A 14599-nucleotide genomic window follows, 5' to 3' on the forward strand; every position below is an offset into this window, starting at 1 on the left:
GAAAGAAATCAATCCCAATGATCAGATAAATCAGCTCCATCAGCTGATTTTTTTTAGCTTTAGACTTTATGAAAATAAAAGTCACCACACTCGGTCTTTTCCTTGGCCCTTTGGCCTTTTTGATTTTATACTTTTTTGTGAGCTCACCGGATTTAAGCTCCGATGCGCAAACCATGCTTGCTTTGGCAGCTTGGATGGCTATTTGGTGGATTACCGAGGCTATTCCTATCGCCGCAACGGCATTTCTCCCACTAATTGTTTTGCCTTTACTCGGTATTTTACCTATCAAGACTGTATCTGCAAATTATATGCATCCCACGGTGATGCTCTATATGGGTGGATTTCTCTTGGCTACTGGCATAGAAAAATGGAACCTTCATAAGCGAATAGCATTGACCACAATTCACCTGATTGGGAGTGATTTACGGAAAATCGTTTTAGGCTTTATTTTAGCCACAGGACTACTTTCCATGTGGATTTCCAATTCGGCAACTTCCCTTATGATGTTGCCTATCGGTTTGGCTGTGGTGGCCCAATTCCGCAATCAGCTCGGAAGTGGAAATAGCGAAATTGCTTCAAGTTTGGGCAAAAACATTATGTTGGGTATCGCGTATGGTGCTTCCATTGGAGGGGTAGCCACTTTAATCGGCACACCCACAAATACCATTTTAGTGGCTGTGGTTGCGGATTTGTACGATTATTCCATAGGATTTAACGAATGGTTTGCTTTCGGACTTCCACTATCGCTTTTCCTTCTCGGAGTTTGCTGGTATTATTTGGTTCGCTTCGCAAATCCCCTGCCCAAGAACTTTAGCATAGAAAACGGAAAAGATGTAGTTCACAATCAATTGAAAGCCTTAGGCAAAATCGGCTATGAGGAAAGAACAGTGATGATTGTGTTTGGATTAGTTTGTATTGCTTGGATCACCCGAGACCTACTTATCACCCCATTTTTCCCAGAAATAAACGACACGATTATCGTCCTGATAGGAGTAATTTTACTTTTCCTCCTTCCCTCTTCCCAAGAGGATCAAAATATATTGGACTGGCAAACCGCGGAGAAAATTCCCTGGGGAATTCTGATTCTTTTTGGTGGTGGACTTGCTCTGGCTGAAGGCTTTCAGGAAACGGGACTAGCCGTATGGATCGGCGAAAGATTCACGCTTATTGAAGGTATAGGCTTTTTTGCTCTGTTGCTGATCATTGTCGCCTCTGTAAACTTTCTTACAGAAGTTACCTCCAATGTAGCTACTGCTTCTATGCTTCTACCCATTTTGGCCTCAGTTGCTCTGAAGTTGGACATTCACCCCTTTGGATTGATGGTCGGTGCTACTTTTGCCGCAAGCTGCGCCTTCATGCTCCCTGTTGCCACTCCTCCAAATGCAATTGTTTTTGGATCAGGATTTCTCAAAATGAAAGATATGGTGAAAGCAGGCTTTTGGCTGAATCTGATTTCAGTTATCCTCATTTCCATCACCGTTTATTTCATTTTGCCTAAAATGTGGGGTATCGACTTACTTGAATATCCTTTTTAGAGATTAAGGATGTAAAAATGCTTCTCATAAAGAGGCAAATTGAATTATAAATCCATTCCGTCCCGAAAATTTCCCTTTTCGTCACATTTTTTTGTGCTACAAAGGGAAAGCCCATAATCTTGGTTCATCAATGAAATCAAAAGAAATGAACCGAAGGAAGGCGTATTATTTTCTAATAATTTTGGGTGGGATTTATAACCTGTTCCAATTATGTTTTGATATACACTTTCCTTGGCTCTGAGCATTTAGCCTTGATTTCTGAATCAAAATCGAATGTAATTGAACCCAGTTTTTATGAAAAACCAACTACTAAACTTCAGAAAGATCGAATGGCAACTGATGACTTTTGTCTTTTTGGTCATCATTCTGGTGAATGTATTAGGCGGAAACATGAGCCGCATGGACTATCAGTCCGGCTTTCGCTATTTTGCTAAGGTCCTTATCCCAGCGATATTTTTCGGATCATTCTACTTAGTGCATGTGGCCGTATATCCCAATTTCCGAAAGACCGGAAAGTTTTGGCCTTTTTTGACCTATTGTGTCTTGATTTTTGTGTTTAGCATGATGGCCACAGGCCTACTTTCTTATGGCGCTGGATTTTCAGAATCTATTTTTCAGCCGTTTTTCCTCACTACTGTAGCTCTCTATTTGGGATATTTAGTGATTACTTTTTTGATGAATCAAATTTTCTTACCCCCTCGATTTCCTGATTTTCAACTATACAATACCATTCGCTTGGTATTGATGTTTTTCTTCTTGCTGATCTTCTTAATCTCTTTTAGGCTCGCAGTTTCTGAGACCAGCTTGATCATATTTCTTATGATTATTCCCGCCTCAGCAGTTTTGGTTCTTTACAATTATTACTTCGTCTACAACAACAAAAAGAAGGGTAAACTAAAACGTTCTCGAATCTTTAATTGGGGATTAAGCATTCTGATCTTACTTACTTTTTTGATCATTGCGGCATCTTCTGGAGCTGAAGAGGCTTTGTTGGTAGGAATGGCAGCTGTGGCATTTATCCAATTGTTGGTGTTCCCTCTTTCCAATATGGCGTTTGATCGATATTCTTTATTTGAAGGGCAGGTGAATGAATTGAACATACAAGTCAATCAAGGATCGGCAAATCTGAGTTTCCTTAAATCTCAAATCAATCCTCATTTCCTTTTCAATGCTCTGAATACGCTTTATGGAAGTGCTTTGGTGGAAAACGCAGAAAAGACCTCAGACGGAATTCAAAAGCTAGGTGACATGATGCGCTTTATGCTCCATGAAAATCTCCAAGATCAAATTTCCGTGAAACGAGAAATCGAGTACCTTCAAAACTACTTGAACATCCAACTCCTTCGCTTTGGAAAAGAGCCAAATTTGGACTTGGATATTCAAATTCAAGAAGATTTCTGTGAAGGTCAAATCGCACCAATGATGCTTATTCCTTTTATAGAAAATGCGTTTAAGCACGGTATCAGTACTAAAAGTAAGTCTTGGATAAAAATAAATCTCCGATGCATGAAAGGATCAATTCATCTGGATGTAGTCAATAGTGTCCATCCGAAAAAAGCAATGGAAGATCCTAAAGATGAATCTGGTGTTGGACTTGAGAATGTGCAAAAACGACTCGAATTACTTTACCCAAACAAACACAAACTGACCATCGTCGGCAACGATTCGGAGCATTTTGTCCATTTTTCTTTGCAAATTGGTTGATATGCTCAAAGCGATAGCCATAGACGATGAAAGCATGGCCTTAGAAATCATCAAGTCCCATGCTTCAAAAGTACCCTTTATTGACCTAGAAGCGGTTTTTTCGAATGCCATCGAAGGACTCGAATATCAGCGTAACCACGATGTGGATTTGGTGTTTCTAGATATCAATATGCCTGATATTTCAGGAATCGATCTTGCGTCCCTATTACCAAAAGAAACCATGGTCATCTTCACCACGGCCTATTCTGATTTTGCTGTGAAAGGTTTTGAACTGGATGCAATGGATTATTTACTCAAGCCATTTCCCTTGAGTCGATTTATGAAAGCCTGTCAAAAGGCTCAGGAATGGAAGGAATTGCAGCCCAATGACGCTTCTGATCATCTTTTTATAAAAACTAGTGAAGGGCAAATTCGAGTCAATTTCTCAGAACTTCTTTTTTGCGAAGCTGCAGGCAATTATGTCACTTTTCAATTGGACAATGAAAAGCTGATCTCACGAATGACTTTTGGAGAATTAGAACAGCTGCTTCCCTCCTCCTTTGTGCGTACACATCGGTCGTTCATAGTGAACAAAAATCGGTTGGATAAGATCGAGCGACATCAGGTGCATTTAGGAAAGCATATCGTCCCAGTTAGCGTCACTTTTTCTGGTTCGATTTTGTGATCAAACTAGACTAATTAAACCCTATCAAGTATTCATTTCTATATTCTCTCGGGGTTTTACCCAGCTGATCTTTAAACTGCTTGTTGAAATTTGAAAGGGTGAAAAATCCACATTCGAAGCAAATTTGACTGATGTTCATTTTTTCATCTTGAAGCAATTTACAAGCCTGATGAATTCGGACACTGCTCAAAAATTTGGAAAAGGTTTGATTAGCTCTGCTTTTAAAAAAACGGCTGAAGGCACTTTCTGACAGATTACAAAGCTCGGCCGCATCTTTCAGTGTAACCCGGTTTCCCAAATTCTCCATCACCAATTCATAGACTAGGCTCATTCGATCACTTTCGGATTCCTTATGTGAATTTACGTAGGTAAGACTGCTAATATGTCTCGTATCGGAGGATTTTGCCAGAAAATCTAATAACTCCAAAAGTCCGATAATGGCTGATGTACCTTCTTTATTCAAAAGGCTTTTCATGAGATTTTCTGCTTGATTACGGGTTTTCCCATTTATAGAAATTCCTACAGAAGAGTCTTTCAATATTCTGGAAATAGTGGAAAATTCCTCCAACTCAAACACTGAGTTATTCAAAAATTGATCGGAAAAATAAATGACTATTCCATGGGTTCCTGCGGGATCATTTGTTTCAAAGTAGGCTTGATCATTTCTCCAGAGATGCGGCAAGTTGGGTCCAGTTAGAACCATATCTCCTTCATCAAAACGTTCGATCGCATCCCCAATAAATCGAGTTCCGCGACCTTTCAAAACGACAAAAAGTTGATATTCAGAATGAAAATGCCAGTTTACATCAAAAAAAGGAGCCACCAACTCCTTAATTATGAAGGCTTTTCCTTCTGGAATTCTAGATTTCTGTAAGGGTTTTCTCACTAGATTTTGTCATTAGATCTTTTGAAATTATAAAATAATATCAAAATACAGTCAGTATTCGAAGGGATTCAGCTGGATTTGTTCCCTTTATTTCTTCAATATTGATTTAAAATAGATAAACCCGAAATAATGAAAAATAGCCTGAATCCCTTAAAGTATTTGATTCCTATTTTTAGCCTACTCCTCATTTTTACGAGTTGTAACCAAAGGAAATCCTATCTATCCGATACCGACCCTCGAAGAGTTGAAATATTGGTACTTGGGCACGAGAGTGAGCATCATAACTCTGAAAAACTGATGATGTACTTATCTACTCCCCTATTTCAAAAAGGTATTAACCTCACCTATACCACTGATCTTATGGATTTGAATGAAGAGACTTTGGCCAACTATGATGGCCTGATGATCTATGCAAACCACGAGACGATCAGTACTGATCAAGAAGCTGCATTAAAGGATTTTGTTCAAGGTGGAAAAGCACTGATTCCTATTCACTCTGCCTCTTTCTGTTTTCAGAACTCAGATTGGTATATATCTGCCGTGGGAGGCCAGTTTAGCACGCACGGTACCGAAGAATTCACTGCTAAAATCGTCAATCCAAGCCATCCTGCTGTTCAAGGCATTACTGAATTTGAAAGCTGGGATGAGACCTATGTGCATGCAAAAGTAAATCCAGATAAGGAAGTGCTGATGGAACGAATCGATGAAAATGGTGCTGAACCCTATACTTGGGTAAGGAATGAAGGCGATGGACGCGTATTTTACACAGCACTTGGTCACAATGAAAAGACTTGGGAAAAATCAGAATTTCAGGAATTAATCGCTCGAGGAATACTCTGGGCTGTTGGGGATAGAGTTAATGCTCAATTGGAAGCCTATCAAATTCCTTCTCCCGAATTTCGAGATGCAGTCATTCCCAATTACGAGAAAAGAGATCCAGCCCCAAGGTTTCAGCTCCCTCTTTCACCAGAAGAAAGCATGAAATTGGTACAAGTACCGGTTGGGTTTGAGATGACACTTTTTGCTTCAGAGCCTATGATTATCAATCCTATGTCAATGACTTGGGATGAATCAGGAAGGCTTTATGTGATTGAAACCACTGATTATCCGAACGAGGTTCGTAAAGAAGGCGGAAATGATAAAATCAAAATATTGGAAGATACTGATGGCGATGGCAAAGCAGATAAGTTGACCATTTTTGCTGATAATCTAAATATTCCAACTTCTATCATGGCTGTGAATGGTGGAATCTTAATCTCTATGGCTCCTGATTTTGTCTTTCTGAAAGATACAGACGGGGATGATGTGGCAGATGTGCGCGAGGTGATCATGACTGGCTGGGGCAAAAGTGATACACATGCGGGCCCTTCCAACCTGAAATATGGCTTTGATAATAAAATTTGGGGAGTCCTGGGCTATTCCGGATTTCGCGGTGAAGTTAGCGGTGTAACACATAGTTTTGGTCAGGGGGTTTATCGATTTGATCCTAATGGCGAAAATCTAGAATACCTAGGCAACACCTCCAACAATACTTGGGGTCTAGGATTTACTGAAGATTTCGAAACCTTCATTTCTACCGCCAATGGTCAACACAGTGTGTATTTTTCCATGGAAAATAAATTTGTCAGAAGACCAATTTTCCAAGGATCGGCAAATACGGTTCACGGCATCGACTCCCATTATGATATGCCACATCTTACTCCTTATTTGAGACAAGTAGACTGGCATGGAAGTTATACGGCGGCTGCTGGGCACAATTTTTACACGGCGAGAAGCTTCCCAAAAGAATATTGGAATCGAATTGCCTTTGTAGCAGAGCCCACTGGACGGGTTCTCCATAAGGCTCAAATCAATCCAGATGGGTCAGGATTCGCAGAAAAAAATGCGTTTAACATTCTAGCAAGCTCTGACGAATGGTTTTCCCCTGTACATGCCGAAGTAGGCCCAGATGGTGCGCTTTGGGTTGCTGATTGGTACAATTTCATCATTCAGCACAATCCTACTCCGAGAGGCTTTGAAAATGGAGAGGGCAATGCCTATATCAATCCGATGCGAGATCGTGAGCACGGCCGGATCTATAGACTTTCATATAAAGGAGGTGAAGACTCCAAAACTTTTGATCTTAGAAATGCGAGTTCAGATCAATTGATCGAAGCATTGAAGAGTGAAAATATGTTCTGGCGCCTTACGGCTCAAAGGCTAATTGTGGAGCGAAATGAAGTAGACTTGGTTCCTGATCTTTTTGAAATTATCAGTAGTCAAGAAAAAGACGAGATCGGGATGAATCCTCCTGCAATTCATGCGCTTTGGGCTTTGGAAGGGCTTAATCAACTGGATGGAAGCAATCCACAAGCAGAGCAAATCGTGGCTAAGGCTTTAAGACATCCAGTTCCATCAGTCAGAAAAAATGCACTTCGAGTGATTCCAAAAACTCCAGAATCACTGGATGCAATTTTGGCTTCCAATCTTTTAGACGATCCAGATTTAACCACTCGTAAAGCTGCTTTTTTGACTATTTCGGAAATGCCTTTTTCAGAAAGAGCAGCAAAAGCCTTGGTTAGTTCTGCTGAAAATTCCGAGAATGACGGCGACAAGTATTTGCCTCAAGCGGTGTTTGCGGCAGTTCTCTCCCATCCAACAGAGTTTGCCAAGCTAGATAACACTGCTGCAATCCAAGCTGATGCAGAGAATGGATTATCCCTGAAAGACAGAATCTCAAGAAGTTTGGTGGCCGAGCAATATCCACTTGATCAGAGAAATAGTATTTTATTTCCTCCAGATGTAGCTGGAAAAGAAATCAATATTCAAATGATCATTTCCAAAGGGGATAATCCCTTGGAAGGAGTCTTGATCGCACAAGGAAACAACACCAATGGCTATAGCCTCTATATCCATGAGGATGCGCTCCATTTTGCCGTGGCTCAAAATGAAAAACTGACTATCCTGAGTTCTAAGAAAGATTTGCCAGAGGAGCAGTTCACCATTGATGCTTCTTTGGTGGAAGATGGAAGTATGAGTCTTTCCATAAATGGTACTGAAATCGCCAAAGGAAGGACCGCTGGCTTATTCGAATCTCCATTAAGTCCTAATAGGGTTCGAGTTGGCCAAAATGACAGCCGAAATGTAGTTGGAAAATATGAAGGGACTTGGTGGTTTGGAGGTCGTCTTAGCAATAAGTCCTCTCTAGCACTTAAAAAACCTGGCACTCAGATCGAGATGCAGTCTGAAACGGTTGCCTCTACGAGTGCAAACGGATCAACAGTTGTAAAACTGTCTGTAATTCCTCACGAGATGAAGTTCAGCAAGTCATCCTTTACAGTTAAAGCTGGTTCTCAGGTTACCATTGATTTTGAAAATCCCGATTTTATGCAGCATAACCTGGTCATCGGACAAAAAGGGTCTATGGAAGCAATCGGTAAAGCTGCAGATGATCTCGCTCGTGATCCACGCGGTGCCGAGCAAAACTACGTTCCAAAAACCAATGATGTAATCATCGCTACTGCATTGGTTGACCCTGAGGGTAGAGAGTCACTGGTATTTGTCTCGCCAACAGAACCTGGAGAATATCCATTTGTCTGTACAGTTCCTGGACATTGGAGAATTATGAACGGAGTCATGATCGTAGAATAATTATGGCCTTGGATGTAAAATTTGCGGTAAGTACCTGGCTTTGGACCTCCCCTTTTGATCGGGATACAGTTTCACTTTTCCCAAAGATCAAGAGTTTTGGATATGACGCTGTAGAGATTCCCGTCGAAGACCCGTCTTTGATCGATATTGATTTGGTCAAAAAGGCTCTAGCTGAAAATGAGCTTGAACCAGTGATTTGTGGAGCCTTTGGTACGAGTAGAGATTTGACGCATGATGACCCAAGCTATCATCAAACCTGTTTTGAATATCTGGATTCATGTTTTGAAATAGCTTCTGAATTGGGAGCAACATTCGTTGCAGGGCCGATGTATTCTGCGGTTGGCAAAGCTAGGCTAGTTTCTCCTGAGCAACGGAAAGTTGAATGGGATCGTGCTGTGATAAACCTTCGCAAGGTATGTCGGCGTGCAAGGGTATTTGGGCTGGAAATAGCCATAGAAACCCTGAATCGCTTTGAAACAGATCTTATTAATACTGCCGCCGAATTAAGACAATTGATCCAAGATATCAACGAAGCCGAGGCCAAAGCGATTTTAGATGGCTTTCATTTGAGTATCGAAGAGCCGAATATTGAAGAAGCAATTAAATGTGTTGGGGATAAACTGATTCATGTGCAAGTCTCTGAGAATTATCGAGGAACCCCTGGTACAGGTCAGACTGATTGGAATGCATGGAGACGGGGGCTAGAGGCTGTGAATTACAAGGGTTTTGTTTCCATCGAAAGCTTTACCCCCAATGTAAAAGAACTGGCAGGTGCCGTATGTATCTGGAAACCTTTAGCCAAAAGTCAAGATAGCTTTGCGCAAGAGGGGCTAAAGTTTTTGAAAAAGTGGGCTGAGGAGTGAGAGATTAGGGATTAGAGAATAGAGATTGGAGATTAATGAATAAGTGCATTAATTCTACCAATTGGAAAGAGATCAAAATCCGACTTGGATTCGAAAGCATCAACATGAATACCAAACTCAGACCCTTCGGAAATCTAGTAAATCGTATTTAAAACCACGAACTGCGGAAATCATTTATAAAAAAACATCATGAGTAAAAAACAATTCAACATCGCCATAATCGGATTAGGGTTTGGAGCTGAGTTTATTCCGATTTATCAAAAGCATCCTTTGGCAAACATGTATGCCATCTGTCAGCGAAATGCTGCAAAGGCTAAGGAAATCGGCGAGGCCTTTGGTATAGAAAAAGTCTACAAGAACTATGAAGAGCTGCTAAAAGACCCGAATATCGATGCTGTACACATCAATACCCCAATCCAAAACCATGCAGAACAGTCCATAATGGCTCTTAAAGCTGGAAAACATGTGGCATGTACCGTACCTATGGCTACGACGGTAGAAGAATGTAGACAGATCGTAGAGTGGACTGAAAAAACAGGGTTGACTTATATGATGATGGAGACGGTGATATACAGTCGGGAATTTCTTTTTGTAAAAGAAATGTATGAGAAGGGTGAACTAGGAAAGATTCAATTTCTCAGAGCTTCCCATCAGCAGGAAATGGCCGGATGGCCGGGATACTGGGAAGGTCTCCCTCCTATGCATTATGCCACTCATTGTGTGGGACCTGTATTAGCTTTACCAAAGGCCCAAGCAGAATATGTTTCATGTTTTGGCTCAGGCACAATTGATGAAAATCTAATTCCTAAGTACGGATCGCCATTTGCGATTGAAACTTGCCATATCAAATTCAAAGATTCTGATCTTGCGGCAGAAGTGACTAGATCGCTTTTCAATACAGCCAGACAATATAGAGAGAGCTTTGATGTCTATGGGTCTAAAAAGTCTTTTGAGTGGACTTTGATCGAACACGAAGATTCAGTTATTCATACGGGTGAGGTACCCGAAAGAGTCAAAATCCCTGATTACGCACATTTACTCCCGGAAGAGATCCAGGCATTCACGACCGGAGGAGTTTATGATTCGGATGAAAATCAGCATTTATCCTTTATTCAAGGTGCAGGACATGGTGGAAGTCACCCACATTTAGTTCATGAATTCTTGATGGCTCTTTCGGATCAGCGAGCCCCATTCCCAGATGCAAGAGAGTCGGCCAATATTACTTGTGTTGGAATCTTGGCACATGAATCTGCTATGGAAGGTGGAAAAATAAAGGAGCTTCCTGCGTTTACTCTTAAAAAATAGAGAGAATCAAAAAACATTACTTAACACAATTTTTAAACGAAAATGAAAAAGCAGTGGATCGTATCCACTGCTTTTTTCTGTTTTTGGATTTCAGTATAGCTTTTTCGAAAGAGCATTTTTAAAGATAATACAAACTAGAAATTATTTAATTGAAATCTTCATCAGTAAGTTCTTGGTTGAATTTAATCGAAGTTATCTTGGTTTCTAGGGCTGTTGGGAGCATTGCGTTCTTAATGAGAAGTGTCATCGGGATCATCACACCTTCCACCTCGGTATAATCCTTAAACATTACGTCTCCTTGCACATCTGAGCTGCTTCGTAATTTCAGACCGGAAGCCACTGAGTAATACTCGGTTGTTTTGGTCCCGTTTGGAGCTGAAATAACGAGTATATTGGCCATTTCCCCTTCAATTTCTTCTGTCCCTTGTGCCTCTAGCGTATAGCCAAGTTCTTGGTAATGTAATTCAGGAAAAACAAAGGTCTGGGCCTTTAGGGAAGCAACCATTTCCTCAGGAAGTTCTTGTTCCTGACCCATGGCTATCATCTTGCCTTTGCCATTGACCAAAACGGTTTTCTGGGCTATATTTCCCATGACAGAAGTTTCCTGGAGCAAGCGACTGTTTTCTTGATCTGAGATTCCTTTAATCACCAAACTGGTACCCTGAAACTCTGCCTCCATGATCATGACAGAATTCCTGATTTTATCCACATTGGCTTTTCCTCCTACTGCTTCTATGTAATTGGCAATGATGGTCTCAGGATCATTGAATTCATAATTCTCAACAATTTTGCTGGTGAAGCTTGACACCATCAAACCCAAGCCTAAAAAGAGACTGGCAAACACATTTTTTTTCATATTTCTAATTTTAAAATTTTTTGAATATAACTAAATATTGAAATTTCTGATCCCAAAACATCTAAGCTGATCTCTTCAGATGCTAATTATTGGTAATAAAAAAAGTCAGTAAGATGTCTTACTGACTTGTAGAGCCGAAAGAAATTATAATTTATTCTTTCACACGAGCTCCCTCAAGGTTAAACATTCCGAGAAGACTCCCCGAGGTATTATCATCATCGACCTTAGACATGGAGATGTTTACGTCATAGCCTGTGATATTAAAGGCTGCATTGAGAACTCCATCTATGATATTTACAGAGGACATTTCAGATTCCACTCCAGACGGGTCTCCGATAAAATAACCTTTGGTAACCCCATCTTTGGTTTCAAATCTCATTGGAATGGTGGCATCCCCTTCAGGAGTTCCATAGATAGTCACGTTCCACTTCCCTTCAAAATACTCAGGTGAGTCTGCTTGAGCAGCAAAGCTCAAACTAGCGATAAGTAGCAATACACAAGTGAAGATGCTTTTGGTAGTTTTCATTTTTTAACAATTAAATTTTTACGCTTTGAATATGTCGAATTTTCAGAAAAAAGATTCAATCAAGGTGTGAAAATTTATTAACAAACCGTTTATCAAATCTTACGAACATCTTGGAAATTAAAAAGTTAATACCTGTGAAAACCCATTAACGAAATATTCAAACGTGTTGAACGCCAAGAAAGATGAAACAAATTTTTAGTCTAAAGAGAATTCACGTACTGAGAGGGTTCCTCGCTAGTTTATTCTATCTGATTTTTGTGCTGGTAGTAAACGGACAAACGAAAGAAGTCAGTGGGCGCTTGGTTGACTCCAACACTGAAGAGCCAGTGGGATTTGCCCAAGTGGCTTTATTTACTAATACAGATGACACCAAACCCGTAGCCTTTTCGGATACGGATGAAAATGGGGCATTTAAACTCTCAGTATCTCCCGGTCAGTATATACTCAAGGCATTTTTTATTGGATACAAGGACTTGCTTGTACCAATTGTAAAGGTTGATGCCTCAACTGATTTGGGTGAGCTTACTTTATTAAGCGAAAACCAAAACTTGGAAGAAGTGATAGTGGAGACTTCACGGTTACCAGTACGGAGTACTCTAGAAGGTCTTGTGATTACACCTGAAAATAATTTGGCAAATATTGGAGGAACACTACTAGACATTTTAAGAAATACACCTTCAATCGCTGTAAATGAAGGAGGCGGTGTCTCCATTCGAGGAAGTACCAACACAAATGTGCTGATTAATGGGCGAAATTCTTCTTTGACCCAAAACCTTGATCAGCTTCCCGCCAGCGTAGTAGAAGAAATTAAAATTATCAACAATCCTAATGCACGGTATGATGCTGAAGCAGAAGGTGGAGTCATCGATATCGTATTGAAAAAAGGTATTGAACTCGGCACACATGGAGGACTGGAGGCAACCTATGGTACTAGGAATAGAACAAATGTCGGAGGACGGATCAATCACCGCAAATTGAATTACAATATCTACGCAGGTTATAACAATAGAAATTGGAAGTCTGTAGGTGATAGAAACTCAACTCGGGTGATTTTTGAAGATAATGAGACCTTGGACCAAAGCACCAGAAGTTCTGACTTGGATATAGGAAATAATTTAAATTTTGGAGCAGATTACTATTTCGGAAACAACACGCTGAGCTATGAAGGTGTATTTCAAGCCAATGAAACTACCAATATCAACACGCTTTTTGCAGAGCAAGTAAGAGCAGGTGAAGAATTTGACTATGTAAGAAGAAACAATGAAAATGAACAAGACGACGGTTTAGATAACGCCTTGATTTTTGAGCATAATTTCAAAGAAAAAGGACATGTGTTTCGAGCCACAGCAAGTCACTCTTACCGGAATCAGTTTAAAACCCAAAATATTGAGATCTTCAACAATACGCTTGACCCCCAACCAGACAACCTCACTGGTAGAGAACGTGCATTCACAGACGAAGTTCGAAACATTACCGTAATCCAGGCTGATTACATTGAGCCCTTGGGAGAAGGAAAATTTGAAACGGGTCTAAAGTCTACAATACGCGAGTTTGATAACGATTTCATCTATCAGCGCTTTGATGAAAATAGTCAGGACTTCGTGGAGGATGCCAGTGTAAGTAATCGCTTTTTATATCAAGATCAGATTCATGCAGGCTACTTAATCTATTCGAACAGTAAACCCAAGTTTGAGTATGGTCTGGGGGTACGAGGTGAGTTCACACAAGTTGATACCTATTTATTCAACACGGACGAAGATAATCAGCAGCGATATTTCAACTTATTTCCCAGCGTTCAGGGATTGTACAATGTAAATGATATTCATGGGATTAAATTTACTTATAGCCGCAGAATAGACCGTCCTAGGGCCTGGAGATTAAACCCATTCCCAAATATTACGGATAGCCTAAATGTCCGCAGAGGCAATCCAAATTTGATTCCTGAGTTTATTAATTCTTTCGAATTTGGTCATTTGGCAAACTTCAAAAATACCAGCCTCACAACGAATCTATTTTACCGTAAAGTCAATAATCAAATCGATTTTATCACCATAGTGGAAGATGGGATCTCCTATTCCCAGCCGGACAACTTAAATTCTGCCGTGGTCTACGGTCTTGAATTTATTGGTACAAGTGAATTAAATGACTGGTACTCGCTAAATGGAGGTGTTACTCTTTCAAGGGTCATTGTGGATGCATCGAACATCGGTGAAGAATTTACAAATGACGGATTCGCTTGGAACGCAAAGCTCAATCAAGACTTTAAATTGCCATATGGTTTTAATTTCCAAGTTGCGGCAAACTATGAATCTCCTGAAATACAAGCTCAAGGAAAAACCCAAGCGGTCTATTTCATAGATACCAGCATCCAGAAAGGCTTTTTAGGAAATAAAGGGAGCATGACCCTAAGCGTTCGTGATGTATTTGACACGAGACAATACGCGGGAAATTCACTTACAAACAGTTTTTCTCAGGATTTTGTATCCAAGCAAGAAACACGAATTGTATTGCTCTCAGCGAGATATAATTTTTAAAGAGCCAAGAATATTTATTGAAAGCGCTTAAAGCAAAAAACCACTCGAAAAATCGAGTGGTTTTACTTTTAATGAGCCTCCTGTCGGGATCGTCCC

General features: G+C 40.4%; 10 protein-coding genes. 7 read left to right on the plus strand and 3 right to left on the minus strand.

Annotation, left to right across the window (positions count from 1 at the left end; translation table 11 throughout):
• Positions 1–68 precede the first annotated feature (68 nt).
• The 3 genes from ACFOSV_RS13580 (at position 69) to ACFOSV_RS13590 (ending at position 3903) form a co-directional block, all read left to right on the plus strand.
• On the plus strand, positions 69–1535 hold the full coding sequence (locus ACFOSV_RS13580; protein ID WP_377906562.1) for an SLC13 family permease: 1467 nt from the start codon (positions 69–71) through the stop codon (positions 1533–1535).
• A 294-nt stretch (positions 1536–1829) separates the two neighbouring features.
• The gene (locus ACFOSV_RS13585) at positions 1830–3239 is read left to right on the plus strand and encodes a sensor histidine kinase (protein ID WP_377906563.1); all 1410 of its coding nucleotides are present in this window, start codon (positions 1830–1832) and stop codon (positions 3237–3239) included.
• A gap of 1 nt (position 3240) precedes the next feature.
• The gene (locus ACFOSV_RS13590; protein WP_377906564.1) at positions 3241–3903 is read left to right on the plus strand and encodes a LytR/AlgR family response regulator transcription factor; all 663 of its coding nucleotides are present in this window, start codon (positions 3241–3243) and stop codon (positions 3901–3903) included.
• A gap of 10 nt (positions 3904–3913) precedes the next feature.
• Here ACFOSV_RS13590 and ACFOSV_RS13595 read toward each other — a convergent pair whose 3' ends face one another.
• Positions 3914–4789, minus strand: coding sequence for an AraC family transcriptional regulator (locus tag ACFOSV_RS13595; protein ID WP_377906565.1), 876 nt, complete (start codon positions 4787–4789; stop codon positions 3914–3916).
• Positions 4790–4918: 129 nt separating this feature from the next.
• On the opposite strand from ACFOSV_RS13595, the gene ACFOSV_RS13600 reads away from it, so the two are divergent.
• From ACFOSV_RS13600 to ACFOSV_RS13610, 3 genes are all read left to right on the plus strand, one after another.
• Entirely contained in the window at positions 4919–8419 is a 3501-nt protein-coding gene (locus ACFOSV_RS13600) for a PVC-type heme-binding CxxCH protein (protein WP_377906566.1), read from the plus strand.
• 2 nt (positions 8420–8421) lie between these two features.
• Positions 8422–9282, plus strand: coding sequence for a sugar phosphate isomerase/epimerase family protein (locus ACFOSV_RS13605; RefSeq protein ID WP_377906567.1), 861 nt, complete (start codon positions 8422–8424; stop codon positions 9280–9282).
• 189 nt (positions 9283–9471) lie between these two features.
• Positions 9472–10587, plus strand: coding sequence for a Gfo/Idh/MocA family protein (locus tag ACFOSV_RS13610; RefSeq protein ID WP_377906568.1), 1116 nt, complete (start codon positions 9472–9474; stop codon positions 10585–10587).
• A 145-nt stretch (positions 10588–10732) separates the two neighbouring features.
• Here the strand turns inward: ACFOSV_RS13610 and ACFOSV_RS13615 are convergent, their stop codons facing one another.
• Both ACFOSV_RS13615 and ACFOSV_RS13620 read right to left on the minus strand, forming a co-directional pair.
• A complete protein-coding gene (locus ACFOSV_RS13615) occupies positions 10733–11443 on the minus strand; it encodes a peptidase, M16 family protein (protein WP_377906569.1) in 711 nt (236 codons plus the stop codon).
• Positions 11444–11594: 151 nt separating this feature from the next.
• Complete coding sequence (locus ACFOSV_RS13620) at positions 11595–11969, minus strand: hypothetical protein (RefSeq protein WP_377906570.1); 375 nt, start codon at positions 11967–11969, stop codon at positions 11595–11597.
• Between the two features lie 182 nt (positions 11970–12151).
• On the opposite strand from ACFOSV_RS13620, the gene ACFOSV_RS13625 reads away from it, so the two are divergent.
• A complete protein-coding gene (locus ACFOSV_RS13625; RefSeq protein ID WP_377906571.1) occupies positions 12152–14503 on the plus strand; it encodes a TonB-dependent receptor domain-containing protein in 2352 nt (783 codons plus the stop codon).
• Positions 14504–14599: the final 96 nt, after the last annotated feature.

This window comes from Algoriphagus namhaensis, from assembly GCF_042649705.1.
Lineage (GTDB): Bacteria > Bacteroidota > Bacteroidia > Cytophagales > Cyclobacteriaceae > Algoriphagus > Algoriphagus namhaensis.